Below are 24,570 nucleotides of genomic sequence, written 5' to 3' on the forward strand. Positions count from 1 at the left end.
GACAGGCTTTGCGCGGTCAAATCACACTCTTTCTATCGGCTTGTCACCAGATGCGGACACGCTCTTCGGGGGCGAGGTACAGCGTCTGGCCGGGCTTAACCTGAAACGCCTTATACCAAGGGTCAAGATTGCGCGAGACCCAAGTCCGCTGGATCGAGGGCGAATGCGGATCGGTCGTGATCCGCTGCGACAGATTCTGCTCGCGATAATTGCGCCGCCATACCTGCGCCCAGCCAAGGAAAAAGCGCTGGTCGCCGGTCAGGCCATCAATCACCGGCGCCTCCTTGCCGCCGAGCGACTTCTTGTACGCGTCATAGGCCACGGTCAGGCCGGCGAGGTCGCCGATATTTTCGCCGAGCGTGAAGGTGCCGTCGAGCTTTTCGCCGGGCAAGACCTCATAGGCGTCATATTGCGCGATCAGCGCCTTGCCCGCGGCCTCGAATGCCGCGACGTCGGCGGGGGTCCACCAGTCGGCGAGCTTGCCCGTCTCGTCATATTTCGCGCCCTGGTCGTCGAAATGATGGCTGATCTCGTGGCCGATCACCGCGCCGATGCCGCCATAGTTGATCGCCGGGTCGGCGTGCGGATCGAAAAAGGGCGGCTGCAGGATCGCGGCCGGAAAGACGATCTCGTTCATGCCGAAATTGGCATAGGCATTGACCGTCATCGGGGTCATCCCCCATTCCCAGCGGCGGATCGGCCCGCCGAGGCGGCTGATATTGTCGTCGTGCGCAAACTGGTTGGACCGCAGCGCATTGCCGAACAGGTCGTCGGCCTTGATCTCGAGCTTGCTATAGTCCTTCCAGCGGTCGGGATAGCCGATCTTGGTGGTGAAATTGGCGAGCTTCTTCTTCGCCTTGACCTTGGTTTCGGGCTGCATCCAGCTCAGCCCGTCGATCCGGTCACCCATCGCCGCCAGCACATTCTTGACGAGCTGGTCCATCGCCGCCTTGGTTTCGGGCGGGAAATATTTGGCGACATAATCCTGACCGACCGCCTCGCCCATATTGTTCGTCGTGAAATCGACCGCGCGCTTCCAGCGTTCCTGCATCTGCGGCGTGCCCGACAACGCGGTGCCGTAAAAGGCAAAGGCTTCCCTGGCGATCGCATCGGGCAGCACATCCGAAAAACCGTCGAGGCTGCGCACGATCAGCATGTCGCGGATGACGCCGATCGGCGCGTCGGCAATCAGCTTCGCCTCGCCGGTGAAGGCGCTCGGCTGCGACACGAGTAGCGACTCCTCGTTAACGCCGATGCCACGAAGGAAGGTCGCCCAGTCGAAGCCCGGCGCTGCGGCGGCGAGTTCGGCGATTGTCATCTTGTTATAGACTTTGGTGGCGTCGCTGCTGTCGTTCTTGTCCCAATGGACGGTCGCGATCTGCTTCTCGAAATCATAGATCGCCTTGGCGCGCGCCGCGGCATTCGCTTCGCCCGCCAGCGTCAGCACATTTTCGAGATGTTTCAGATAGGCGGCCTGCAGCTTGGTGTTGCGCTCATTGTCCTTCAGGTAGAAGTCGCGGTCGGGCATTCCGATGCCGCCCTGGAACATCGTGTAGATATAAACGTCGGGGTTCTTGTCGTCCTGACCGACATAGCCGCCAAAGAAATGTCGCACCCCGTTGCGATCGGCCTCGGCCAGCAGCTTGGCGAGTCCTGCCTTGTCGACCGAACGGATCTGGTTCAGCCACGGCTCGATCGGCGACAATCCCTTGGCTTCGACCGTCGCCGCATCGAGAAAGGCCGAATAGGCGCGGCCGATCATGCTGTTCGGGTCGGCCTTGGCTGCCTCGAGGATTTCCTGCGTGCGCGACTGCGACAGGTCGGCAAGCACGGTGAACATGCCGAAGTTCGACTTGTCGGCCGGAATCGGCGTATTTCTTGCCCAGCTACCGTTGGCGTAGGCGTAAAAATCGTCGCCCGGCTGGACGCTCTTGTCCATGCCCGAAAGGTCGAAGCCAAAGGTGCCGAGTTCGGGCTTTGCGGCGGGCGCGGTGGTCGATGCAGCCGCAGGCTTTTCCCCGGCCGTTGCAGGCACGGCGGTCAGCATCAGCGCGCCAAGCGCGGCGCTCGCCATCAGGCGCGAAGTCTTGGTCAGATAAGTCATGATATTCCCCAGTTATCAACAGCAAGCGGCAATCCGCGCGGGACGGGCGCGGCACGGATCGGCGATGGATCAGCTATACGCGTGCGAACGGCCGGTTCAACCGGCCGCCGTGTCGCTCGTCGATGCCTCATGTCGTTGGTCGCGTGCGCGCGCCAGCTTGCGCCGCCAGCGCAGGCGAATCCAGTTGTCCCAGAAGATCGCGGCGAGCACATAGCCCACCGCCGCCGCGACAAAGGAGATCACGAACAGCCCCGCCAGCATCGCCGGCGCGGCGTCGGAAAAGGTCCAGCGCACCCACTCGCCCACCGAAGCCCCGTGTTCGATCATCGCCGCAAAGGTCGCACTGTTCGCCTGCAGTCCGAACAGCCAGTCGCCGAGCCACACCGAGGCGAGGATGATGAACGGCGTCGTCACCGGGTTCGACAGAAAGGTCATCGCCGCGCCGATGGGGATGTTCGCGCGCACGGGCAGCGCGAGCAACGCAACGCCCAATATCTGTACACCGGGGATGAGGAAGAAAATGCCGACGAACAGGCCGAGCGCGGTGCCGCGCGGGACCGACGTGCGCGTGAACCGCCACAGATGGCTGTGCGCCACCCGGTGGGCGAACGGCTTGATGAAGCGGCTCGCCAGCAATTCCTCGCGCGTCGGCGAGTTGCGGCGGATCCAGTTCATCACCGCCGCCCTGTCGCGCAGCTTGGGGTTCTCGCGCAGCCCGGGCTCCTCGCGCAGCCCCGGCTCCTTGGGCGTGTCCCCGCTCATCCGCGGTCCTTCAGCAATCTTTGCTTGTCGCGCTTCCAGTCGCGCTCCTTGATCGATTCGCGCTTGTCGTGCGCCTTCTTGCCTTTCGCCAGCGCCAGTTCGACCTTCGCGCGGCCGCGGCTGTTGAAATAGACGCTCAAGGGAACGAGCGTCATCCCCTGCCGGGCCACGCCTGCGTGCAGCTTGTTGATCTCGCGCCAGTTGAGCAGCAGTTTGCGCGGTCGTTTCGGCTCGTGGTTGAAGCGGTTGCCATGACTGAACTCAGGGATATTGGCGTTGATCAGCCACACCTCGCCGCCGTTCACTTCGGCATAGCTTTCGGCGATCGTCCCCTCGCCGAAGCGCAGCGACTTGACCTCGGTCCCCTGCAACGCGATTCCGGCCTCGAACACCTGTTCGATGGCATAGTCAAAGCGCGCGCGCCGGTTCTCGGCGACGACCTTTTTCTTGTCGAACTCTGCGGCAGACTGCGGACGGACCATCTTGAAACCTGAAATGAACCTTATGCCAAACCTAGTCCGTTCGCATCGAGCGAAGTCGAGACACCCCCAGGGCGCGCGCGGCCGATGGGCGTCTCGACTTCGCTCGACACGAATCGGAAAGGCTTGGGCGAAACATGCCTAAATCACTCCTGCCGACGCCAGCGCGGCGTCGACGACCGCGCGCGATGCGCCGGACGCCGGAATGATAGGTAGGCGCACTTCGGGCGAAAACCAGTCGTGGACGCGCGAGAGCGCATATTTGACCGGCCCCGGCGACGTGTCGGAGAACATCGCCTTGTGCAAATCGAACAGCCGGTCATGGAGCGCCAGCGCGCGCGTCCACTCTCCCGCAGCACAGGCGGCGGCGAAATCGGCGCAGAGGCGCGGCGCGACATTGGCGGTGACCGAGATGCAGCCCGCGCCGCCCATCACCGCGTGTGGCAGCCACAGCTCGTCATTGCCCGACAATTGGCAGAAGCCGTGCCGCGCCCCCTTGCGGTGGACGGTCACGCGCGCCAGGTCGCCGCTCGCATCCTTGACCGCCACGACGGTCGGGATTTCGGCGAGCTTGCACATCGTTTCGGCGCTGATGTCGGCGACGGTGCGGCCGGGGACATTATAGACGACGATCGGCAGGTCGCTGGCATCGGCCAGCGCCTTGAAATGCGCGATCATCCCTTCCTGGCTCGGCCGGTTGTAATAGGGCGCGACGATCAGCGCCGCATCGGCGCCCGACGCCTGCGCGTGGCGCATATGGCGGATCGCGGTCGCGGTATCGTTCGATCCGCAGCCGGCGATCACCGGGACGCGCCCCGCCGCCGCCTCGATGCAACAGTCGATCACGCGATAATGTTCGTCAAAGCTCAGCGTCGGGCTTTCGCCGGTCGTGCCGCACGGAACCAGTGCGCTCGTTCCTTCTTTGACCTGCCAGTCCACAAGACGCGCGAAGGTGGGCGCGTCGAACGCTCCATCGCGGAATGGCGTCACCAGGGCGGGAATCGAACCCGAAAACATGCTCCGCTCCTTTACAAGGACATGGCCCGACCGATAGAATCCGGCCCGCGCGCCGCTATTGAACGTCTATTCAGCGCCCCGCAAGGAGTTTGGCATTACGATGGCCGCCATGTTCTCGATGCCCTCCCTGATGCCCTCCCTTTCGCGCCTTGCGCTGACCCTGGCGCTCGCCCTGCCCACCGCCGCCGCTGCCGGCGAACTCACCCCCGAACAAATGGCCTGGTACCGCGCCCAGATGGGTCTGGCGTCGGCATCGGGCCCGCCCCCCGCACCCAGTTCGATCGGCGAAGCCGTGATGGAGTGGCGGCGCCTCACCGCGAACAGCGGCGCCTCCTTCGATCAGCTGTCGCGCTTCCTGATGGCGAACAAGGGCTGGCCCGACACCGACAAGCTGCGCCTGCGGGCCGAAAAGGCGATTGCTCTCGACAGTTTCGATCCCGCGCGCACCCTCGCCTATTTCGCCGCCTATCCGCCACAGACGGCCAGCGGCCATCTTCGCATGGCAATGGCGCTGAACGCATCGGGGCGGCGACAGGAAGCCCATGCCGCGGTGCGCCGCGCGTGGACCAGCGGGCCGCTCGACGATTATGAAACGAGCCGTGTGCTCGGCATGTTCCCCGGCGCGCTGACGCTCGCCGACCATGATGCGCGCATGGACAAGCTGCTCTGGATGGGCGCAACCGCGGCGGCCAGCCGTCAGATCGGCTATACCTCGCCCGAAAAGCGCGCCGTCTTCGCCGCGCGCCTCGCGATGCGCAGCGGCGCGGTCGATGCCGCGCTTCAGGCGTCGGCCGTCGAAAGCGCCAATCCGTCGATCGTCCGCACCGACCCCGGCTATATCACCGACAAGGCGACGTGGCTCCGCGCGTCGGGTCGCGTAGGTGAAGCGCGCGCGCTGCTCGCCGCGCCGCGATCGCTGGCGCAGGCGCCGACCGATGCCGAGGAGTGGCTGGAAACCCTGCTCACCAACGCACGGCTGGCCGAGAGCAGCGGCGACAAGCTGAGCGCCTTCAACATCGCGCGCCAGCTCGACGACGCATTCCCCCCCGGCACCGTGATCCGCGAAACGCCGCTCGGGGTGCGCGACGATTATACCTCGCTCGCCTGGCTGGCGGGCCAGCTTGCCTTCAGGGATCTCGGTCGCCCGGCCGACGCCGAGAAGCTCTACCGCGCCTATGGCGAAGCGGCACGCTCGGCGCAGACGCGCACCAAGGGCTTCTACTGGGCCGGCCGCGCCGCACTCGCGGCAGGCGACCGCGACGCGGCAAACGCCCATTTCGCTGATGCGGCGCAGCATTATGACCAATTCTATGGCCAGCTGGCGCTCGAACGGCTGGGCCGTCCGCAACCCCGACCGGCGCCCAATCCGACGATCGAGGTCAGCGCCGACGAACAGCGCGCGTTCGAGGACGACCGGCTGGTCCGCGCCGCGCGCGCGCTGGGCGAAATCGGCGCCTGGCGCGAGCAGTCGCTGTTCCTCCGCGCGCTCGCGCAAAAGGCCAGCACGCCCGCCGACCATGTGCTCGCGGGCAAGCTCGCCGCGCAGATCGGCCGCCCCGACCTCGGCGTGATGATCGGCCGCAGCGCGCAGGCGAACAGCCTCGATGCGGTCGAGGTTTCGGGCTTCCCCACCGTGCGTGTCCCCGCCGGGCACGAGGGCAACTGGACCTTCATCCACGCGATCACGCGGCAGGAAAGCCAGTTCGACCGCGCCGCGATCAGCCACGCCGGGGCGCGCGGCATGATGCAGCTGATGCCCGGCACCGCGCGCGAGGTCGCGGGCAAGCTGGGGCTGAGCTACGACGGCGGCGCGCTCACCACCGACACCAACTACAATATGACGCTCGGTTCGACCTATTTTCAGCAGATGCTGCGCTATTATGGCGGCAGCTATCCGCTCGCGGTCGCGGCCTATAACGCCGGGCCGGGCAATGTGAACAAATGGCTGCGCGCCAATGGCGACCCGCGCACCGGCGCCATCGACATTCTCGACTGGATCGAGGCGATCCCGATCTTCGAGACCAGAAATTATGTCCAGCGCGTGCTCGAAAATGCCGTGGTCTACGACACGCTGCGCGACGGAAAGACGCTTCCCAGGGCGCCGCTGAGCTTCTATCTCGGCAAGCGCACACCGGGATAAGGTCCGCGTGACGGGGGATAAAACCAACATCATCAGCCCGGCGGGCTTTGCCGCGCTGCGCGCCGAATATGACGCGCTGCTCGGCGACGAGCGGCCCAAGCTGGTCGAGGTGATCAGCTGGGCCGCGGGCAATGGCGACCGCAGCGAAAATGGCGACTATATCTATGGCCGCAAACGGCTGCGCGAAATCGACCGGCGCCTCGGCTTCCTCGCGCGCCGCATGAAGGCGGCGCGCGTCGTCGATCCTGCGCAGCAGCCCGACAAAAGCCGCATCTGGTTCGGCGCGACGGTCGAGCTGGCCGATGACGACGATGCCCGCCGCACCGTCACGCTGGTCGGCGACGATGAGGCAGAGGCGGGTTCAGGCCGGATCGGCTGGAACAGCCCGCTCGCCCGCGCACTGCGCGGCGCCGCGGTCGGCGATCTCCGGACGGTGCAGCTTCCCGCGGGGCCGAAATTATGGGAAGTGATCGCGATCCGCTATCCCTGAGCGTCACTCGCCGATGCCCGCTATCAACTCGCGCTGGTCCTTGCGCAGTTCGGGCAGATCGCGTGCCAGCTTTGCCCAGTGCGTCGCTTCGCGCGGGTCGGCGGCGACGCCCGTCCCGCTGGCATAGGCATGGGCCAGGATCGCCCGCGAGCCCGCAAAGCCCGCGCGCGCCGCGACGCCGCAATCCTCGATCGCCGCCGCCAGCGTCCTGTCGGCGAAATGCGCCTCGCAGAGCCAATGGTTGCCTTCCGGATTGCCCGCTTCGGCGAGGGCGCGAAGCCGCGCGAGGTTGGCGGCGCGCGTGTCGGGGAAAAAGGTGAGCGCAAAGATCGCCGCCGGATGCCCCTTCTCGGCCGCCTCGGCATAAAGCGCCTGCGACCGCGCAAAATCGGGCGGGCCAAAGGTTCCCGCGGTCAACTGATAGGCCAGATGCGTCTTTGCCTTGGAAAAGCCCGCGTTCGATGCCGCGACATACAACTCATAGGCGCGCCTGACATCGGCGGGCGACGGATCGTTTTCGAGAAGCAGATAGGCGAGTTCCTGCTGTCCCGCCGGAAAGGCCTGCGCTGCCGATTGTTCGAGATAGATACGTGCGCGCGCGACATCCTTCTTCACCCCCACGCCGAGCGAGAACATATAGCCCACCAGCTGCTGCGCGAGCGGGTGGCCGCCGTCGGCCAGCGCGACGAGTTTCGCCGCGGGATGGCGCGACAGCACATCGGCGATCAGCAGCGGCTCGTCCTCGATTCCCAGCCGGTCGAGCGAAATGTCCGCAAGCGGGTCCGCGGTCGAACCCCGGATCGCCGCCGTCGACGGTGGCGGGGGCGGCGCCGAAAAGGGCCTGAATGCGCCGGTCGACATGGCTCGTGCCGGTATCTCCGGCGGTTCGACCAGATAATAATCCTCGAACCAGCTGCCATAATGAAAGGGCTGCTGCGGCCCCAGTTCCATGCCGTGCGTTCGCTTGTAAACTTCGCGCGACACGACCTTGAAATAATCGCCGATTTCGAGCCCCGGTATCGCGAGTTCCTTGACTACCGCCGCGGCAAAGGGGCTGACCGGCGACCCCACGGGGGCGAAGTCCAGCGCCGGGCGTCCCTTTGCGGTCGAATAGAACACCGCCCCCTGCGCGATGTCGAGCAGGCCGAGCGGCGCCGACCCCGCCTCGCCGCGCGCGGTGTCGACATCGGCGATGCGCACCACCGGCTCGGCGGTGCGGCAGGCATCGACGAAGATCAGCGTGAAGGCGCCATCGGGAACGACCCGTTCGACCGCGGCCTCGATCGACAGATAGCGCTTCTCGACATCGGCGCGCCGCGTCGCCGGCGGCGCGTCCATCGGCACGAGCCAGTTGCGCCCGCCATATTCGAAGCCGTGCCCGGCATAATAGAGGATGACCGATTTCGCGCCGGCCGCTTCGGCGGCGAAGCGCGTCAGCGCCGCTTCGAGCGCGGCCATGTCGGCGTTGCGGACGATCCGCGGCGCGATGCCCGCCTTTTTGAACGCCTCGCAGACGAGGTCAATGTCGTTGACCGCATTTTTCAGCGACGGCCATTCCCAGTCATTATAGGCGCTGTTGCCGATCAGCAGCGCGACGCGATCGCCCTGCAAGGGCGCCTCGCCGCACGCGGGGGCTTGCGCGGATGCCGTGGGCGCGCCGAAACATCCCGTCAGGATCGCAGCCAAAATCGCGACCAGCCGCATTCGCTTGACCATCGCCACCCCCACGCGCGCCATGCGGCGCCGTTCAAAAAACCGCGGAAATCTGCGCAAGTTTACGCTGAAATTGCGCGGTCCCGCATTCTCCGACCCATCAGGACGACAGTAAGTGAGCGATCCGGTGCAGGAAAGCGGAAATGCACCCGCGTCAGGGTTGCAGCAGCACGGGGATGATCCAGATCGCCGACAGCACGATCACCCCGGCAATCAGCGAAAAAGCCAGCACATAGCGGACATTGTGCCCTTTGACCCCGCCGCTCGCTTCGGTTTCGTCCACTTCGACATGATCGTCGACGACTTTCATCGCGTGTCTCCCTTCTGCTTTGCTTCAGAACGCAGCGTTTTGGCGCGCGGTTCCCCCGCGGCCGGGTGTCGGAAGCGATGCCAGAGGGTCTGTAAGCCGGGTTCTGTCCACCCCGTTGCCGGGGATGGGCGATCATTCCTCTAGGCGGACGGTTACCCGAACGCTCAAGCAGTCAACCCGGACGGCGGGGCCGGAACCAGCCCTGGTTTCCCGTGCCATCCCTATTCGACCTTGCTCCCGGTGGGGTTTGCCGTGCCGCGTCCGTTACCGTCCGCGCGGTGCGCTCTTACCGCACCCTTTCACCTTTCGCCGGGCCGAAGCCGTGGGCGGTCTGCTCTCTGTGGCACTTTCCCTGACCTCCTTGCGGAGGCCGCCGGATGTTATCCGGCACCGTGGTTTCCGTGGAGCCCGGACTTTCCTCCCCTTTCTTGCGAAAGCGGCGATCGCCCGACCCTCTGGCACGCGACCGGTATAGCGCGAATGATGGGGGATGGCGAGCGAATGTGGAGGATGGCGGCTTTGGGTGGGGAGCGGACGTTCCTCCCCCGCAGGGGGAAGAGCGCGGCGGCCGCAATCGGTCGTCAGCCGCCCCTCAATTTCCCTCGGGCTGCGGCAGCAGCAGCGCCAGCAGGATCGCCCGGCATTCGCCGTCGATCGTCCCGTCGATCAGCTCGGGACGAAAGCGCCGCTGGAACGCGACCGTCGCCGCAAATCCGTCGGTCACATCATAGCCAAAGCGTTCGAGCGCGAGCAGGAAACCCGCGTCGGTCCACAGGGGATCGGTGAGCTTCTTGGTCGGGCGCGGCAGCGCGAGGCGGCGGCGAGCAAGCTCCTCCCACGGAAACAGCTCGCCCGGATCCTGCTTGCGCGTCGGGGCGATGTCCGAATGGCCGACGACATTGCCACGCGTGATCGCATAGCGGTCCTTGATCAGGTGGACGAGCCGCACGACCGACGCCACCTGCGGTTCGGGAAAGGGCACATAGCCATATTCGTGCCCCGGATTGACGATCTCGATCCCGATGCTCGCCGAATTGATGTCGCTGATGCCGCGCCAGTGCGACTTGCCCGCGTGCCAGGCGCGCTTGTCCTCGGGCACCATATGGGTGATCTGACCGTCCTCGCTGACGACATAATGGGCCGAAACCCTGGCGTCGGGATCCGCAAGCCGATCAATGGCTTCGGCGCCGGTCTTCATGCCGGTATAATGCAGGACGATCATCGAAACGGGCAGCGCGCGCTCGTCGAAATTGGGGGACCAGCGTTCGACAAAATCGCTCATGCGCTTATTGGGCCCGTGCTGTGGCTGCCTGACCGTCGCTTGCGCCAGCGGGGGACAAAAAGCAAGGTCAGGCGGCGATCGACCGCGCGGTGTCGGGGCGCCGCGCCGGCTGGTCGGCGGGTTCGTAAAGCCCGCGCAATCGCGGACTTGCCACGAACTGATCGGTCTGGCCCAGCACCGTCTCGCCCGCGCCGAGCACGAGGAAACTTTGCGGCGCCGCGACCGCGCGCAGCCGCGCGAACGCCTTCTGCCGCATTGACGGCGAGAAATAGAGCAGCAGGTTGCGGCAGAAGATGAGGTCGGCGGCCGACGCCAGCGGCGGTCGGTCGGTCAGCATGTTCTGCACCGAAAAGTCGATCCGGCGGCGCAGGTCGGCCTTGGCCAGCCATCCGCCCTCCGCCTGGTCGAACCAGCGCACCATGCGATGCACCGGCAGCCCGCGCTGTATCTCGAACTGACTGTAAAGGCCAACGCGCGCGCGCGCGATCGCCTGATGGCTGACGTCGGTGCCGACGATGTCGATCTGCCACCCTGCCCATCTGGCGCCCTGTTCGGCGATCAGCATCGCCATCGAATAGGCTTCCTGCCCCGTCGAAACCCCGCAATGCCATATGGTGAGCCGCCGCCGGTCGGCATTGACCGCCCGCAAATGTTCGAGTGCTGTCGCAGCTATATCGTCAAAGACACTGTGTTCCCGATAAAAATAGGTTTCGTTGTTCAACATCGCGTCGACCGTGTCATCGAGCAGCTGGCGGCTGTTTGCCGTGACCAGCGCGCCGACGAGCGCGTCGAGATCGGTGATGCCATGGCGCTGCATCACCGGTTTCAGCGACATTTCGATGCGCCAGATGCGGCTCGGCGAGAGCGTCTGGCCAGTCCGCGATTCGAGCACCCCCATCAGCACACGATAGGCCGATTCGCTGGCGCTCGCTCCCATCATGGCTGCGGTCGCCCCTCGGCGCGACCCGGCAGGAAGCTGCCCAGCATCAGCGCGATCGCGTCGGGGTTGAGCGTCGCCGCGGCGATCCCCGCCTTGGCGACCGCGCCGGGCATTCCCCAGATCACGCAGCTTTCGGGGGCCTGGGCAAAGACCGTGCCGCCCGCCGACTTGACCCGCGCCGCGCCCGCCGCCCCATCGCGTCCCATCCCGCTCAGGATCACGGCGACACCGCTCTTACCATAGGTTTCGGCCACCGAATCGAGCATCGGGTCGGCCGACGGGCAGCAACCGTTGTCGGCGGGGCGGCGATCGAGCGCGATTTCGCGGCGCGCGCCATTGGCGATCACGATCAGATGCGCGTCGCCCGGCGCCAGATAGATATGCCCCGGCTCGACCGCCATGCCGGCGGCCGCCACATGGACGCGCCGCGTCGTCATCATGCCGATCTGCCGCGCATAAAACGCCATGAAGGCGTCGGGCAGATGCTGCGTCAGCAGGATCGGCGCGGTCACCCGCGGGTCGAGATTGGCAAGGAAGCTGGTAAAGGCCGGAATGCCGCCCGTCGAGGCGGCGACCGCGATGCAATCGATCGGCTGGTCGGTATCGACGACCATCGAGACCGGCGCGCGCGCGCGCCGCTGCGCGACGGGCACGGGAGCCGGAAACTCGCGCTGGTTGCCGAGCGTCAGGATGCGGTCGGTCAGCACCTCGGCAAAGCGGCCCGAAAAGCTGCCGCGCCCCGGTTTCGCGAGCGTGTCGCTCGCGCCGAGCGCCAGCGCCTCGACCGCCGCGGGACCGCCCTCGACACAGTTTGAGGAGAGAATCAGAACGCGCGCCTGGGCCGCGCGCTCCAGGATGTGCGGCAGCGCATCGATGCCGTTCATCCCCGGCATTTCGATGTCGAGCACCACGACGTCGACCGTTTCGCGCGCCAGATAATCGAGCGCGTCGGACGCCGAAGCGACCGATGCGCAGATATGCAAGCCCGGCCGCGTTTCGACGATTCGCTCGAGGATGCTGCGCACGACCAGGCTGTCGTCGACCAGCATCACCCTCACCGTCCGCGCCGGCGGATCGGGATCGGGAACCAGGGGTTGCGCAAGCGCCATCGAACCGGGCCCCTTGCGTCAGGCGATGCCGACGAGCTGCAGCTTTCCTTCCAGCGTTTCGCGGTCGAACGGCTTCATCACATATTCGTCCGCGCCCGCCTCGATCGCGGCGCGGATATGGTCGATGCTGTTCTCGGTGGTGCAGAAAACGACCCGCGGGCGTTCTTCATGACCATAATCCAGGTCGTTGAACGCGCCCAGAAACTCCATCCCGCTCATCACCGGCATGTTCCAGTCGAGCAGGATCACATCGGGGCGATGGGCGCGGCAATAGGTCAGCGCCTCTTGCCCGTCGGCGGCTTCCTCGACGGCAAAGGACATGCTTTCAAGGATGTGGCGCGCGACCTTGCGAATGACCTTGCTGTCATCGACGACCAGACAGGATTTCGACATCAAATTAACTCCGACCCCCGGGAATATCGCCATGCTAACGGCAAGACGTATGCAGCCCGTTAATGAACGGCACGATTCATGCGGCCTTTAAGCTGGGCAGATGAATGAGATGCGACGGATCGACGACGAGCAGCGACGCGCCGTCATGTTCGATCATCGCATCGGCGACGCGCGCCCAGCCCGGAAGCAGCTTTCCGGCGATGCGCGTTTCGGCCGCCTCGATGAAGCAGACATCCTCGATTTCGTCGGCGAGCAGCGCATAGCCATGTTCGGCGACCTCGATCACGATCACCCGCTGTCCGGGGACGACGGGCACCGCGGGAAGGCCGATCACGACATGCGGATCGATCAGCGTGAAAACGCGGCTGCGCAGCGCGAACAGCCCCGCGACGTGCGGCGGCGCCGCGGGCACCTCGACCGGCGTGCCGACAGTCACCACCGAATGGATCGCGCGGCTGCGCAGCGCGACGCGCGTGTCGGCGATGCGCGCGATCAGATAGAGTTTGTCCATCATGGCCGCGCTCCTCCGACGCGGCGGCGCATCGCGGCAAGCAGCGCTTCGCGGTCGTAACGATAGACGCTCTGGTCGTCGGGCGCCGCCGCCTCGATCGAGGATCGCAGGCGGATCATGGGCACATCGCCCGCGGCATGGCCGCACAACTCGCCGTCGTCGGACAGGCAGAGCAGCAGGTCGGGGGTTTCGTCGGCGGTCTCGGCCGCCAGCGTGACGCGATATCCGGCGCCGCGCAGGATCGGCGCCAGGAAATTGACGCCCCAGCCGTCATGGTCGTCGGCAAGGTGACACAGCGGTTCGCGCCGCGGCAGCGGGAGCGATCGGGCGGCCTGTTGCTCCATCAGCCAGAAGGGGTCGATCAGTTCGACCGGCGCGCCGCCGATCAGCACGACGCCCGCGATCAGCCCCGGCACGCCCGACGGCTGGATCGCATCGGGCAGGCGGACGATGTCGATGACCTCGGCGATCGGGTAGCAGAGCACCGAACGGCCGTCGTGGAGGCGGAGGAGCTTGATATGGCCCGTCCCGACCGGCGGCCGGGCGGCGTGGACCGGGAAAATCTCTTCGCCGATCTTTGCCTGCACGCGACCGGCGCTTTCGAAAAGTGCCGGGAGCGGGACGTCCTCGACGCGCTCGATCACCGACAGGCGGATGCCGCGCACCCGCTCGTCCATGTCGCGGAACAGCAACAGCTGCGTCGCATCGCGCGTCGCGGCCGCCTCGGCTTCGGCGTCGGCCAGCCCGTCCTTGCTGCGCCCGGCTTCGCTCGCATCGACCCCGGCGACCGCAAGCAGCCCCTGGACGTCGAGGAGGAGGACCGGGCGACCGTTGTCGGGCAGCGTCGTGCCCGCATAAAGTCCCGTCGCCATGATCATCGGCGCCGCCGGCTTGATCACCAGCTCCTCATGGTCGTGGATCGCCGCGACGCTCAGCGCATAGCTCTGTCCCTGCCCCGGCCGCACGATCACCAGCGCGCGGTCGTCTTCCCCGTCATCCGCGGCACGCGCGCAGCCGAGGAGGTTTTCGAGGCGCAGCAGCGGAAATTGCTCGCCGCGCACGGTCGCCAGCTCGCCGCCGCCGACGCGGTCGATGCGGACCGTATCGCCGCTTTCGAGCAGGACTTCGCGCACCGCGCCGCGCGGGATCGCGAAATACTGCCCCGCCGCGCGCACCATCAGCCCCGATATGATCGTCAGCGTCATCGGCACGCGCAACAGGATGGCCAGCCCGCGGCCTTCGTCATTGCGTATGTCGACGACTCCCCCGATCTTCTCGACATTCGCCTTGACGATGTCCATGCCCACCCCGCGGCCCGAAACCTCGGTAACCTTTGCGGCGGTCGAAAATCCGGGGCGGAAGATGAGTTCGAGCTTTTCCCTGGGCGACAGCGCGCGGGCGTCGGCTGCGGTCAGCAGGCGCGACGCGACCGCCTTGGCGACCAGTGCCTCGGGCGACAGCCCGCGGCCGTCGTCGCGCACCTCGATCTCGATCTGGTTGCCCGACTGGCGCGCCGCGACCGAAATCGTCGCGGTGATATCCTTTCCGGCGGCGACGCGATCGTCAAGCGTCTCGATACCATGGTCGATCGCGTTGCGCACGATGTGGATCAGCGGATCGCGGATATTCTCCATCATTTCGCGGTCGAGTTCGACTTCGCCGCCGCTCGTCTGGAACGCGATCTTCTTGCCCAGTTCCTGCGCCAGGTCGCGGACGATGCGCGGCAGCGGCGCGAACAATTTGTCGATGCGCTGCATCCGCATCTGGCTGACCGACTGGCGCATCGCCGCGATCGAATCGGACAGGCGATCGAACGCCGCGATCGTCGCGCTGTCGGCGCCCGATTCGCGCAGCATTCGCGCAAATTCGTTGCGCGCCAGCACGATGTCGGTGACGCCGGTCATCACGCTGTCGAGCAAGGGCAACGGCACGCGGATCGACCGCCACCCGTTGGGGTCGGCACCGACATCCTCCTCACGGCGCATGGGAACGCCCGCAACCTGGACGGGCGCGGGCGCGGACGCTTGCTCCTCCCGCGGCGACAGCGCGCCGATGACGTCGCGGTCGTCACCGACCGGTTCGGTGCCGTCCTGCCCGAGCGTTACACATAGCGCGTTGAGCCGGTCGATAACCGCCAGCACGCCCGACACGAGCGCGGCGTCGGCGGCGCGGTGGCCGCGGCGCACCTGGTCGAGCGCATCCTCGGCGGCGTGCGCCAGCGCGGTGACGCGCGGTAGCGCCAGAAAGCCCGAGCTGCCCTTGATCGTGTGGACGAGGCGGAAAATGGCGTCGAGCTGCGCGCGGTCGGCAGGGTCGGCCTCCCACGCCACGATCGCCCCGCCCGCATCGGACAGGATTTCGGCCGTCTCGGCCAGAAACTCGTTCAGTAGATCGTCCATCGCCGTATCGGTGCGCCCCAGCAACTTGAGACGCCACCATGGCGGGCAATGGTTAAAAGTGGCTTTACCCGCGCGCGCGCAGCACCGCGCCGACGAGCAGCGAGGTCGGCGTTTCGCGCGCCAGCATCACCGTGCCGTCGCTCTGCCGCGCCACCGCCTGCACCAGCACGGCGGGCGCGGTGCGCGAGGTCATCGGGCTCGCCGCCTCGCCCTCGGCCAAGATGCGCTCGACATCGGCGTCGAGGAAGATGCGCTCGGCCTCGACATGCAGCGCGATCTCGATGCCGTCCGCCTGCTTTTCGCATCCGACGTCGAGTCGGCCGCCGCGCACCAGCGCATCGACGAGCAGCAGCGCGAGGTTGAGGATGATCTTGACCGCAGGCTTGGGCAGCGGGTCGGCGCCGATCATCCAGTTGAGCGTGATCGCACGGTCGCCGATGATCCCCTCGATCGCCGATTTGGCTTCCTCGGGCGGAACCAGCTCGCCGAAGCCGCCCGCCGACCCAAAGGCCAGGCGAAAAAATTTGAGCTTGTTCGCCGACGTCCGCGCGCTCTGTTCGAGCAATTCGATACAGCGCGCCCGCATTTCGGGATCTTTCTCGTCGGCGAGCAGTTCGAGCCCGTTGGCGAAGGCGCCGACGGGGCTGAGCAGGTCGTGGCACAGGCGCGATGCCAGCATGGAGGCGAAATCGACGCGGTCGTCGGACATGGATGAACAGGCTCCCCAGCGCAGTCGCCGGATTTTCCGGCGTGGGGCGGTCCTACGGCAGGCATGGGTGCGAGAGCAAGCTGGTTCCTTTTTCCTTTACCACGCATCGTCATCCCGGTCGTGGGTGCGGTGTCGTCGCCCTTGTAATTGCACGCCCCAATCCCACATCGCCATCGATGTTGGGGGATGACGAGATATTGACCGTGACGCTGGGCGACACCGCAGCCGGATTGCGGCTCGACCGGGCACTTGCCGAAGCGCTCCCCAACCTGTCGCGCGAGCGATTGAAGAGCCTCATCAAGGGCGGCCGCGTGGTCGATGCCCACGGCGCGATCCTGTGGGATCCCGCCGCGAAAGCCGCTCCGCCTGCGACGATCGAAATCCGCGTGCCCGCCGCGCTTCCGGCGCACAATGCCGCGCAGGACCTGGACCTCGTCATCGCCTATGAGGACGCGCATCTGATCGTCATCGACAAGCCCGCCGGGATGGTCGTCCATCCCGCCGCGGGCAATCTCGACGGCACGATGGTCAATGCGTTGCTCCATCATTGCGCGGGGCAGCTGTCGGGCATCGGCGGGGTCGCGCGGCCGGGGATCGTCCACCGCATCGACAAGGATACCAGCGGGCTGATCGTCGCCGCCAAGCACGACAAGGCGCACGAGGGGCTGGCGAAACAATTCGCCGCGCACAGCATCGACCGGCGCTACCTCGCGATCGCGACCGGGCGGCCGATGCCTGCGAACGGCACGGTCGATGCGGCGCTCGGCCGCTCGGCCACCAACCGCAAGAAGATGGCGGTCGTCGCCGCGGGCCGCGGCAAACATGCGCTCACCCACTATCGCACGGTCGAGCCGCTCCAGGGCGCGACCTTGATCGAATGTCGGCTGGAGACCGGGCGCACGCATCAGGTGCGCGTCCATATGGCGCATATCGGCCATCCGCTGGTCGGCGACCCGGTCTATGGCCGCGCCCGAAAGCCGCTGTCGGACGTGCTGAAAGCGCGCAATTTCGCGCGGCAGGCATTGCACGCGGCCCATTTGGGCTTTATTCACCCGGTAACAGGTAACAGGATCGCGCTCGACAGCGAACTCCCGGCGGACATGCGGGAACTGATCGATGAACTGCGCGTTTAGGTTTCGAATGAAAATCTATTTTGACCGGCGGACTGAACCGCGGCAAGATGTTTTCAGGATTTAGGGAAGACTCTCTCCGATGGCTAACAAAAGCAATGTTCCGGCCGTGGTCCCAGCGCTTGGCGGCGAAGCCAGCCTGAACCGCTATCTGGCCGAAATTCGCAAATTCCCCCTTCTGACGCCCGAGCAGGAATATATGCTCGCCAAGCGCTTTCAGGAACATGGCGACAATGAAGCGGCGGCGCAGCTCGTCACCTCGCACCTCCGCCTCGTCGCCAAGATCGCGATGGGCTATCGCGGCTATGGCCTGCCCGTCAGCGAACTGATCAGCGAAGGCAATATCGGCCTGATGCAGGGGGTGAAGAAATTCGACCCCGAACGCGGCTTCCGCCTTGCCACCTATGCGATGTGGTGGATTCGCGCGTCGATCCAGGAGTTCATCCTTCGCTCGTGGAGCCTCGTCAAAATGGGCACGACGGCGGCGCAGAAAAAGCTGTTCTTCAATCTCCGCCGGATGAAGAACAACCTCGAAGCGTTCGAGGACGGCGACCTCAGCCCCGAACATGTCGCCAAGATCGCGACCGACCTTGGCGTGACCGAGGACGAGGTGGTCAGCATGAACCGCCGCATGGCGATGGGCGGCGACACCTCGCTCAACGTCCCGATGGGCGAGGATGGCGACAGCCAGTGGCAGGATCTGCTGGGCGACGACGGCCCGTTGCAGGACGAGCGTGTCGCCGAGGCGCAGGAGCGCGACGTGCGGCACGACCTGCTGACCGAAGCGCTCGAAACGCTCAACGAGCGCGAACGTCACATCCTGACCGAACGCCGCCTGACTGACGACCCCAAGACGCTCGAGGATCTGAGCCAGCTTTACGACGTCAGCCGCGAGCGCGTCCGCCAGATCGAGGTGCGCGCCTTTGAAAAGCTGCAAAAGGCGATGCTCAAGCTCGCTGGCGACCGGCGCCTCCTGACTGCCTGACGCCGGACAGCGCGGATGATGCGGCGCAGCGCGGATAGCGGTCTATGATCCGTCGCCGCGCCCCCGCCACCCGCATTGGATGGAGCGCGGTGATACTGGTGCCCTGGTCGCTGGTGGCGCTGGCGCAAGCCGGACAAGGCTATTTCGTCGCGGCGTATCGCGGCCATGCGCAGGACTGGTGGCCGACGCTCGGCTATGCCGCCGCCATCTATTCGATCTGGGCGCTGCTCAGCTGGCCAATCGTCGGCGCGGCGCTGGCGATCGAGCGCCGGATCAAGCCGTGGTGGGCGCGCATCGCCGCCTATCTGCTGCTTTGGCCCGCCACCGTCTATGCGCATGTCCTGCTCTTCGGGCTCGTCTATTGGCCCGTCTATCGCAGCGCGCGCGCCGCGACGCGGGGGGAGATGGCCGACATCATGTTCGTGCGCAACTTCGACACCAACACGATGCTTTATCTTGCGCTGGTCGCCGGCACGATTGTCTGGGTGTGCTGGCCGCGCCGACCGCGGGAGGCCGCGCCCCGCACCGACGCCATCGAAATCCGCAGCCGCGGGCGGCTGACGCGCATCCCGCTGGACACGATCGACTGGATCGGCGCCGCGGGCGACTATGCCGAAATCCATGCGGCGGGCCGCACGATGCTGATCGAGGAATCGCTTGCCTCGCTCGCCGAGCGCCTGCCCGCGGCCGAGTTTGCGCGCATCCACCGCGGCGCGCTGATCCGCATCGACCGGGTGCGCGAGATCGCGCCGATCGGGCGCGGCGACGCGCATGTCCGGTTGATCGGCGGGGAGCAGTTGCGGCTGAGTCGCCGCTTCCGCGACAATCTTGCCGCGCTGCTCGATCCGCGATCGGCGCCCGCTGAGCCGGCCGAATAATCCCGCTCGCCGATCGGCGCTCGCCCACAGCGCGATTTCGCTGCCATCGCGGCCGCTCCCCAACCCGGAGACCCGCCGATGCCCTTTGCGATCCTGTATCTCTTGCTCCTTGCCGCCGCCCCGGATGCCCGGCCAGCAATTGCCGAAGTGCGAGCCTATCAATCGCTGCATCTCGAGATTCCGTACAGTCCGCCCGTCGCCCGGATCGATGGCGAGGATCGGCTGGTCTACGAGCTTCACGCGACGAACTTCGCGGCGCAGACGCTCGCCATCACCGACGTCGAGCTGCGCGCTGCCGACGACGACACACTGTTTGCCCGTTTCGGGCCTGGCGGGATCATGCGGCGGATCGGCGTCCGCGAGGGCGCGGCCAACGAGCTGGCGCCGGGGCAACGAGCGATATTCTATCTGTCGGTGCCGTGGACGGGCGATCGCGCGGTGCCGCTCGTCCACCGGATCACCTTCATCCCGAAACGCGATGGCAAGGCAGGTGAAGCCGTGGCGATCGAGGGCGGCGGATTCATCCCCGATCGTGCGCCCATCCCCGAACTCGGCGCGCCGCTGCGCGGGGGGCCGTGGACCGCGGTCGCCCTGCCCGAAGTCGATAACGGCCATCGCCGCTATCCCTATGCGGTCGTCGGGCGCGTCCGCCTGCCCGGACGCCATGCGATCGACTGGATGCCCGCCGCGGGGTTCGACCGCGCATCGGCCGGGACCGGGGTCGCCGCCGACGGATCGGGCGCCGACGTACTGGCTGTCGCCGACGGTGAAATCGTCACCGTCAAGGATCCGGACGCCCCCGGCGCCCGCGCCAGCGTCGAGGATGAAACCGGGACGATGATCGTCCAACGGCTTCCCGGTGGTCGCTATGCCTTTTACCAGCATCTGATGCCCGGCATCCCCGTCCGGCAGGGCGAGCGCGTCCGCAGGGAGCAGGTCATCGGCCGGGTCGGAGCGACCGGGCATGTCACCCAGCCGCACCTGCATTTCCATGTCGCCGACGGCATCGCGCCGCTCGATTCCGAGGGGCTCCCCTATCGGCTCGACGCCGGCCGGATCGTTGGCGTCTATTCGGACCGGGAAGATTTTCACGACGGCAAGCCCTGGCGCGTCGAAACCGAACGTCCAGTCGACGGTCTGCCCGCCCCCTATGCCGTGATCCGCTTCGACCCTTGAACGGCGATTTGACTTGGCGGGGCAAATGGCTAGCCTGCCTGCCGGGTCGGTATTACCGAGAGGGGGAAACAGCATGTGGAAATGGATCCGGATTCCCAAGGGCATTGCCCTGGTCGCGTTCCTGCTGCCGTGGATGACGATCAGCTGCTCCGAACAGAAGATCGCCGAAGCGACCGGCTTCGGCCTTGCCTTCGGCAATGTGACGACGATGGGACGCGCGGCATCGGCTGGCGATGGTGCTGCGATGAATCTGTGGCTGGTCCTCGCGCTGCTGGCGATTGCGGGAGGCCTGTTCCTGCTCTTCACCCGCGGGCGGGAAGCGGCGAAACTGGTGCTCGGCACGTCGGTTGCGGCACTGGTGCTGATCTTCCTCGGCACCTGGCGCTATAGCAAGGATGCGATCATGGCCGAGGCCGCCAGAAACGGCGGTGGCGACATGGACCGCGCGGCGATGGCGATGATCCAGGTCAATTGGGAAATCGGATATTGGCTGGCCCTGTTCGCGCTGATCGCCGCCGCGGCGATGGCGTGGATCGTGATGAGCGGCAAGGAGGCCGAGGCCGAGGCGAAGATGCGCTCGCTCGCGACCGACGCCGCTGACGCGGCCAAGAGCGCCGCCGCGAAGGCGAGCGAGGCGATCGAGGCCGCCACCGACAAGAAGGATGGCGACAAGAAGGATGGCGACGGCCCCGGCGGCGAACCGCCCAAAGCCTGACGCTCATCCCAAAGCAAACCGCCGCTTGCCGCGCGTCGGCAAGCGGCTAATGAACCATCATGCCCACCGCGAAATCGACGAAGCGCCGCAAATCCCGATGGCTTTTCCGGCCGCTCAAATGGCTGTTATGGTTGATCGCCTTTTCGGTGCTGTGGGTGCTCGTCTATGCCGTGGTGCCGCCGCCGGTGACCTTCACGATGCTGGCCGACCGCCATGGCATCACCAAGGACTGGACCAGCCTGTCGGACATCGACCGCAATATGGTCCGCGCGGTGATCGCGGCCGAGGACGGGAAATTCTGTAGCCACAGGGGCTTCGACACCGAAGCGATCGAAGAGGCGATCGAGCGCAACGCCAGGGGCAAGCGGCTGCGCGGCGGATCGACGATCAGCCAGCAGACCGCGAAAAATGTCTTCCTGTGGCAGGGTAGCGGCTGGACGCGCTATGTCCGCAAGGTGCCCGAAGTCTGGTTCACCTTCCTGATCGAGACGATCTGGGGCAAGCGCCGGATCATGGAGGTTTACCTCAACGTCGCCGAGACGGGGATCGGCACCTATGGCGTCGAGGCGGGGGCGCAGCGTTATTTCAAGCATGGCGCCGCCAAGCTGACCCCGCGCGAGGCGGCACGGATCGCCGCCATCCTGCCGCTGCCCAGGAAGCGCGAGGCCGTCAGCCCGTCGGGCTTCACGCGCCGCTATGGCAACACCATCGCCGCGCGCATCGGCCAGGTGCGGCGCGACGGGCTGGATGCGTGCGTTTATCGATAGGGCTGCTGCGGGCGCCTTAGGAGAAGGTTGCGGAAGGCCGGAGATGTCAAAGAGCCGGGCGAAAGGCTGGCATAGCGCGGGGATGCAGGACCGCGATTTTTTGGGCTGACGGCGAGGCAGTTTTGGGGTGGGGGAGCGGACGTTGCGATCCTCCCCCGCAGGGGAGGATTGGTGGCTGCAATCGGTCGCTTCCCTGCCCCTCAGGTCGGTTTCCAGCTTTTGCGTTCTTCGGCCTGTTTCAGCACTTCAAACGCCGCCTGCCCGGCGGCAAAGCGCTTCGCCGCGTCGGCATCGCCGGGCTTGACGTCGGGGTGGCACTCCTTCGCATAGGCGCGCCAGGCCTTTTTCGTCGCGTCGAAATCGGCGTCGGGGTCGAGGCCCAGGATTTCGAGCGCGCGCATTTCGTCGGCGCTGCGGCTGCCGTCGCCCGCGCCGCCCCAGGCATAATGCTGGGCGCGGGCATAGCTGCGGGCGCCCTGTGCTTCCTCCGCCGCGCGCGCCGCGGCATCCTCGGCGCTCAGCCCGGCGAAATAGTCCCAGCCGCGATTATATTCGGCGGCGTGGCTTTCGCAGAAATACCAGCGTTCGGGGCTGTTCGGCGATTTGGGCGCGGGGCAGTTGCCCGGTTCGGCGCAGCCGTGCCGATCGCAGAGCCGCACCTGCCGCGCCTCGCGCGACGAGCCATAGGGGCGCCAGCGGGGAAACCCCCAATCGTCGGATCTTTTGGCGCGGCTCATCGAGCCCATGTAGCGGCTGGGGCGCCCGATTGCTAGCCGAGGAGCGCGAAAATCCCAGGGTCAGAACCCATTCATTGGCTTGTAACCGAACGCCTTGGCCGCAAGTTTCACCACCGCGGGGTCGCGTTCGGGCGGCGTCATCGGCACCGCGGCCTCCAGCGTTTCGACAATATGCGTCAGCGCAGCGATGCGCGCCGCTTTCTTGTTGTTGCCGTCGATGACTTTCCACGGCGCCCAGCGCGTGTGCGTCAAGGCGAACATGTCGTCCATCGCCGCCAGATAGTCGGCGCGCTTCGCCCGGTTGCGATAATCCTCGGCCCCGGTCTTCCACCGCTTCCACGGATGATCGAGCCGGTCGGCGAAACGCTTGTCCTGTTCCTCCTGCGTCACATGGACGAACAGCTTGACGAGGTGCGTCGCGCTGCCCGTCAATTGCGCCTCGAACTCGTTGATCTCGTCATAGGCCTTGCGCCATTCGGCCTCGGTCGCGAACCCCTCGACCCGCTCGACGAGCACGCGGCCGTACCAGCTGCGGTCGAAGATCGAGATTTCGCGTTTGCCCGGCAGGCGTTTCCAGAAGCGCCAGAGGAAGTGCCGCGCCTTTTCCTCGTCGGTCGGCGCGCCGATCGGCCACACCTCGAAATAGCGCGGGTCGAGCGAGGCGGTGAGTCGCCGGATGATCCCGCCCTTCCCCGCGGCGTCCCAGCCCTCGACCATGATCACGCTGCGCTGCGCATGGACGATGTGCGCGGCCTGAAGCCGTTCGAGCCGCTCGTCGAGCGCAGCGAGCGCCGCGGCATAATCGCCGTCATATCGGGCGCCGGTTTCATAGTCGGAAAGCGAGATGGTCATGCGCCGATCCTAGCGCAAGCTGGCGCGTCCTACCAAGGACGATACGCCGATGTCATGTTCCGGGACAATATCGGCGGGCTTCCTTACCCTCTGGACAATCAGAGCAGCCCGGCGAGCAACGCCGCGACGCGCGCGGGCGCTTCCATCGGGATGAAATGGCTATGCTCCGGCCACAATTCGTCGCGCCCGGCGCCGATCGCGGGGCCAAGGCCCGTCCAGGTCGGGCTCAGCGAAAAATCGAGCGGGCCGCCACGCTCGCCGGTCGGGGCGCGAATCAGCGTCGACGGCACCGACAGATAGCGTAGCCATTCGTGCGGGCTGGTGCGCAGCGCATTCTGATAGACCGACGCCTCGAGCGCGGGCGGACAGGCGAGTTCGAACCCTTCGCCGGCCGCCGCGGGAAGCAGGCCATGGGTGCAATAATCGGCCAGCACGCGCGGATCCCAATTCGCATAGGGCGGCCGGTCGGCGAAACGCGCACGCATCTCATCGGCATCGGTCCACGCATTGCGTCGCCGCGCGACCGGATGGTCGGCGGGATCGGGAATCGGTTTGGTGCTCTCGCCTTCGTAAAGCGCGGGTTCCATGATAACGGGATCGATCAGGACGAGGTGACGGAGGGCCGCCGGACGCTGCGACGCAAGCCGCGTCAGCACATAGGCACCCATGCTGTGTCCGCAACCGACAAGCGGGCGTCCGCCAAACCCGTCGAGGAGCGGGAGCAGCGCATCGGCGGTCGCCCCCCAGTCGGCGAGCGTTGCGGGGCGATAGCTGCGGCCATGGCCGCGGTGATCGGGCGCGATAACATGCGTTCCCGCGGGCAGCGCCGCGACGACCTGATCCCAGAGCCGCGCGTGAAAGCCGGTGGCGTGAAGCAGGAGCAGCGAAGCGGCCTCGCCGCGCTCACCCCATTCGAACCAGCAGATCGCACCGTCCGGCGTTTCCAGCCGATGCTCCCGGGGTTCGCTCACG

At 66.4% G+C, this 24,570-nt stretch carries 24 protein-coding genes and 1 other RNA gene; 8 read left to right on the plus strand and 17 right to left on the minus strand.

What is annotated here, in order from left to right:
* Nucleotides 1-43 precede the first annotated feature (43 nt).
* The 4 genes from SALA_RS08790 to dapA all read right to left on the minus strand — a co-directional run bounded on the left by SALA_RS08790 (nucleotide 44) and on the right by dapA (nucleotide 4,362).
* Nucleotides 44-2,104, minus strand: coding sequence for a M13 family metallopeptidase (locus SALA_RS08790; protein ID WP_011542021.1), 2,061 nt, complete (start codon nucleotides 2,102-2,104; stop codon nucleotides 44-46).
* A gap of 96 nt (nucleotides 2,105-2,200) precedes the next feature.
* Nucleotides 2,201-2,866, minus strand: coding sequence for a DUF2062 domain-containing protein (locus SALA_RS08795; protein WP_011542022.1), 666 nt, complete (start codon nucleotides 2,864-2,866; stop codon nucleotides 2,201-2,203).
* Nucleotides 2,863-3,348, minus strand: a complete 486-nt coding sequence (gene smpB / locus SALA_RS08800) for an SsrA-binding protein SmpB (RefSeq protein WP_011542023.1) — start codon at nucleotides 3,346-3,348, stop codon at nucleotides 2,863-2,865. The genes SALA_RS08795 and smpB overlap by 4 nt, the downstream gene beginning before the upstream one ends.
* Nucleotides 3,349-3,486: 138 nt before the next feature.
* Entirely contained in the window at nucleotides 3,487-4,362 is an 876-nt protein-coding gene (gene dapA, locus SALA_RS08805; RefSeq protein ID WP_011542024.1) for a 4-hydroxy-tetrahydrodipicolinate synthase, read from the minus strand.
* Nucleotides 4,363-4,462: 100 nt separating this feature from the next.
* On the opposite strand from dapA, the gene SALA_RS08810 reads away from it, so the two are divergent.
* Complete coding sequence (locus SALA_RS08810) at nucleotides 4,463-6,502, plus strand: lytic transglycosylase domain-containing protein (RefSeq protein ID WP_011542025.1); 2,040 nt, start codon at nucleotides 4,463-4,465, stop codon at nucleotides 6,500-6,502.
* Between the two features lie 7 nt (nucleotides 6,503-6,509).
* Complete coding sequence (greB, locus tag SALA_RS08815) at nucleotides 6,510-6,992, plus strand: transcription elongation factor GreB (RefSeq protein WP_011542026.1); 483 nt, start codon at nucleotides 6,510-6,512, stop codon at nucleotides 6,990-6,992.
* A 3-nt stretch (nucleotides 6,993-6,995) separates the two neighbouring features.
* On the opposite strand, the gene SALA_RS08820 is transcribed toward greB, so the two are convergent.
* The 10 genes from SALA_RS08820 to SALA_RS08855 form a co-directional block, all read right to left on the minus strand.
* Nucleotides 6,996-8,729 (minus strand): caspase family protein, encoded by a 1,734-nt coding sequence (locus tag SALA_RS08820; protein WP_041383208.1) that lies wholly within the window; start codon nucleotides 8,727-8,729, stop codon nucleotides 6,996-6,998.
* A gap of 130 nt (nucleotides 8,730-8,859) precedes the next feature.
* Complete coding sequence (locus tag SALA_RS17115) at nucleotides 8,860-9,015, minus strand: hypothetical protein (RefSeq protein ID WP_153802668.1); 156 nt, start codon at nucleotides 9,013-9,015, stop codon at nucleotides 8,860-8,862.
* Between the two features lie 76 nt (nucleotides 9,016-9,091).
* Nucleotides 9,092-9,474: RNase P RNA component class A (gene rnpB, locus SALA_RS16550), an RNA gene on the minus strand.
* A gap of 133 nt (nucleotides 9,475-9,607) precedes the next feature.
* Nucleotides 9,608-10,297, minus strand: coding sequence for an N-acetylmuramoyl-L-alanine amidase (locus SALA_RS08825; RefSeq protein WP_011542028.1), 690 nt, complete (start codon nucleotides 10,295-10,297; stop codon nucleotides 9,608-9,610).
* Between the two features lie 67 nt (nucleotides 10,298-10,364).
* On the minus strand, nucleotides 10,365-11,237 hold the full coding sequence (locus tag SALA_RS08830) for a CheR family methyltransferase (RefSeq protein ID WP_011542029.1): 873 nt from the start codon (nucleotides 11,235-11,237) through the stop codon (nucleotides 10,365-10,367).
* The gene (gene cheB, locus SALA_RS08835; RefSeq protein WP_011542030.1) at nucleotides 11,234-12,346 is read right to left on the minus strand and encodes a chemotaxis-specific protein-glutamate methyltransferase CheB; all 1,113 of its coding nucleotides are present in this window, start codon (nucleotides 12,344-12,346) and stop codon (nucleotides 11,234-11,236) included. Before cheB ends, SALA_RS08830 begins: the two co-directional genes overlap by 4 nt.
* 18 nt (nucleotides 12,347-12,364) lie before the next feature.
* Nucleotides 12,365-12,739 (minus strand): response regulator, encoded by a 375-nt coding sequence (locus SALA_RS08840; RefSeq protein ID WP_011542031.1) that lies wholly within the window; start codon nucleotides 12,737-12,739, stop codon nucleotides 12,365-12,367.
* Between the two features lie 76 nt (nucleotides 12,740-12,815).
* Nucleotides 12,816-13,253: a chemotaxis protein CheW gene (locus SALA_RS08845; RefSeq protein ID WP_011542032.1), complete on the minus strand. Its 438-nt coding sequence runs from the start codon at nucleotides 13,251-13,253 to the stop codon at nucleotides 12,816-12,818.
* Nucleotides 13,250-15,673 carry a chemotaxis protein CheA gene (locus SALA_RS08850; protein WP_011542033.1) on the minus strand — a complete coding sequence of 808 codons (2,424 nt, stop codon included), beginning with the start codon at nucleotides 15,671-15,673 and terminating at the stop codon, nucleotides 13,250-13,252. The genes SALA_RS08845 and SALA_RS08850 overlap by 4 nt, the downstream gene beginning before the upstream one ends.
* Before the next feature lie 40 nt (nucleotides 15,674-15,713).
* Entirely contained in the window at nucleotides 15,714-16,358 is a 645-nt protein-coding gene (locus SALA_RS08855; RefSeq protein ID WP_011542034.1) for a histidine phosphotransferase family protein, read from the minus strand.
* A gap of 176 nt (nucleotides 16,359-16,534) precedes the next feature.
* On the opposite strand from SALA_RS08855, the gene SALA_RS08860 reads away from it, so the two are divergent.
* The 6 genes from SALA_RS08860 to mtgA all read left to right on the plus strand — a co-directional run bounded on the left by SALA_RS08860 (nucleotide 16,535) and on the right by mtgA (nucleotide 22,009).
* Nucleotides 16,535-17,491, plus strand: a complete 957-nt coding sequence (locus tag SALA_RS08860) for an RluA family pseudouridine synthase (protein WP_041383209.1) — start codon at nucleotides 16,535-16,537, stop codon at nucleotides 17,489-17,491.
* Between the two features lie 79 nt (nucleotides 17,492-17,570).
* Nucleotides 17,571-18,473 (plus strand): RNA polymerase sigma factor RpoH, encoded by a 903-nt coding sequence (gene rpoH / locus SALA_RS08865; RefSeq protein WP_011542036.1) that lies wholly within the window; start codon nucleotides 17,571-17,573, stop codon nucleotides 18,471-18,473.
* Between the two features lie 44 nt (nucleotides 18,474-18,517).
* On the plus strand, nucleotides 18,518-19,351 hold the full coding sequence (locus tag SALA_RS16430; protein ID WP_084764704.1) for a LytTR family DNA-binding domain-containing protein: 834 nt from the start codon (nucleotides 18,518-18,520) through the stop codon (nucleotides 19,349-19,351).
* 78 nt (nucleotides 19,352-19,429) lie between these two features.
* Nucleotides 19,430-20,527, plus strand: a complete 1,098-nt coding sequence (locus SALA_RS08875; protein WP_011542038.1) for a M23 family metallopeptidase — start codon at nucleotides 19,430-19,432, stop codon at nucleotides 20,525-20,527.
* A gap of 73 nt (nucleotides 20,528-20,600) precedes the next feature.
* Nucleotides 20,601-21,242 carry a hypothetical protein gene (locus tag SALA_RS08880; protein WP_011542039.1) on the plus strand — a complete coding sequence of 214 codons (642 nt, stop codon included), beginning with the start codon at nucleotides 20,601-20,603 and terminating at the stop codon, nucleotides 21,240-21,242.
* Between the two features lie 59 nt (nucleotides 21,243-21,301).
* Nucleotides 21,302-22,009 carry a monofunctional biosynthetic peptidoglycan transglycosylase gene (mtgA, locus tag SALA_RS08885; protein WP_011542040.1) on the plus strand — a complete coding sequence of 236 codons (708 nt, stop codon included), beginning with the start codon at nucleotides 21,302-21,304 and terminating at the stop codon, nucleotides 22,007-22,009.
* A 200-nt stretch (nucleotides 22,010-22,209) separates the two neighbouring features.
* On the opposite strand, the gene SALA_RS08890 is transcribed toward mtgA, so the two are convergent.
* The 3 genes from SALA_RS08890 to SALA_RS08900 all read right to left on the minus strand — a co-directional run bounded on the left by SALA_RS08890 (nucleotide 22,210) and on the right by SALA_RS08900 (nucleotide 24,569).
* Complete coding sequence (locus SALA_RS08890; RefSeq protein ID WP_041383940.1) at nucleotides 22,210-22,746, minus strand: J domain-containing protein; 537 nt, start codon at nucleotides 22,744-22,746, stop codon at nucleotides 22,210-22,212.
* A gap of 60 nt (nucleotides 22,747-22,806) precedes the next feature.
* Nucleotides 22,807-23,598, minus strand: coding sequence for a polyphosphate kinase 2 family protein (locus SALA_RS08895; protein WP_011542042.1), 792 nt, complete (start codon nucleotides 23,596-23,598; stop codon nucleotides 22,807-22,809).
* A gap of 98 nt (nucleotides 23,599-23,696) precedes the next feature.
* Nucleotides 23,697-24,569: an alpha/beta hydrolase gene (locus SALA_RS08900; protein WP_011542043.1), complete on the minus strand. Its 873-nt coding sequence runs from the start codon at nucleotides 24,567-24,569 to the stop codon at nucleotides 23,697-23,699.
* Nucleotide 24,570 lies beyond the last annotated feature (1 nt).

The sequence above is a fragment of the Sphingopyxis alaskensis RB2256 genome (genome assembly GCF_000013985.1).
Classification (GTDB): domain Bacteria; phylum Pseudomonadota; class Alphaproteobacteria; order Sphingomonadales; family Sphingomonadaceae; genus Sphingopyxis; species Sphingopyxis alaskensis.

Bases quoted from the DNA above. Each gene is read 5' to 3' on its own strand.
- SALA_RS08790 (WP_011542021.1), bottom strand. From the start codon at position 2,104: ATGACTTATCTGACCAAGACTTCGCGCCTGATGGCGAGCGCCGCGCTT.
- SALA_RS08795 (WP_011542022.1), bottom strand. From the start codon at position 2,866: ATGAGCGGGGACACGCCCAAGGAGCCGGGGCTGCGCGAGGAGCCCGGG.
- smpB (WP_011542023.1), bottom strand. From the start codon at position 3,348: ATGGTCCGTCCGCAGTCTGCCGCAGAGTTCGACAAGAAAAAGGTCGTC.
- dapA (WP_011542024.1), bottom strand. From the start codon at position 4,362: ATGTTTTCGGGTTCGATTCCCGCCCTGGTGACGCCATTCCGCGATGGA.
- SALA_RS08810 (WP_011542025.1), top strand. From the start codon at position 4,463: ATGGCCGCCATGTTCTCGATGCCCTCCCTGATGCCCTCCCTTTCGCGC.
- SALA_RS08820 (WP_041383208.1), bottom strand. From the start codon at position 8,729: ATGGCGCGCGTGGGGGTGGCGATGGTCAAGCGAATGCGGCTGGTCGCG.
- SALA_RS17115 (WP_153802668.1), bottom strand. From the start codon at position 9,015: ATGAAAGTCGTCGACGATCATGTCGAAGTGGACGAAACCGAAGCGAGC.
- SALA_RS08825 (WP_011542028.1), bottom strand. From the start codon at position 10,297: ATGAGCGATTTTGTCGAACGCTGGTCCCCCAATTTCGACGAGCGCGCG.
- SALA_RS08830 (WP_011542029.1), bottom strand. From the start codon at position 11,237: ATGATGGGAGCGAGCGCCAGCGAATCGGCCTATCGTGTGCTGATGGGG.
- cheB (WP_011542030.1), bottom strand. From the start codon at position 12,346: ATGGCGCTTGCGCAACCCCTGGTTCCCGATCCCGATCCGCCGGCGCGG.
- SALA_RS08840 (WP_011542031.1), bottom strand. From the start codon at position 12,739: ATGTCGAAATCCTGTCTGGTCGTCGATGACAGCAAGGTCATTCGCAAG.
- SALA_RS08845 (WP_011542032.1), bottom strand. From the start codon at position 13,253: ATGATGGACAAACTCTATCTGATCGCGCGCATCGCCGACACGCGCGTC.
- SALA_RS08855 (WP_011542034.1), bottom strand. From the start codon at position 16,358: ATGTCCGACGACCGCGTCGATTTCGCCTCCATGCTGGCATCGCGCCTG.
- SALA_RS08860 (WP_041383209.1), top strand. From the start codon at position 16,535: ATGTTGGGGGATGACGAGATATTGACCGTGACGCTGGGCGACACCGCA.
- rpoH (WP_011542036.1), top strand. From the start codon at position 17,571: ATGGCTAACAAAAGCAATGTTCCGGCCGTGGTCCCAGCGCTTGGCGGC.
- SALA_RS16430 (WP_084764704.1), top strand. From the start codon at position 18,518: ATGATCCGTCGCCGCGCCCCCGCCACCCGCATTGGATGGAGCGCGGTG.
- SALA_RS08875 (WP_011542038.1), top strand. From the start codon at position 19,430: ATGCCCTTTGCGATCCTGTATCTCTTGCTCCTTGCCGCCGCCCCGGAT.
- SALA_RS08880 (WP_011542039.1), top strand. From the start codon at position 20,601: ATGTGGAAATGGATCCGGATTCCCAAGGGCATTGCCCTGGTCGCGTTC.
- mtgA (WP_011542040.1), top strand. From the start codon at position 21,302: ATGCCCACCGCGAAATCGACGAAGCGCCGCAAATCCCGATGGCTTTTC.
- SALA_RS08890 (WP_041383940.1), bottom strand. From the start codon at position 22,746: ATGAGCCGCGCCAAAAGATCCGACGATTGGGGGTTTCCCCGCTGGCGC.
- SALA_RS08895 (WP_011542042.1), bottom strand. From the start codon at position 23,598: ATGACCATCTCGCTTTCCGACTATGAAACCGGCGCCCGATATGACGGC.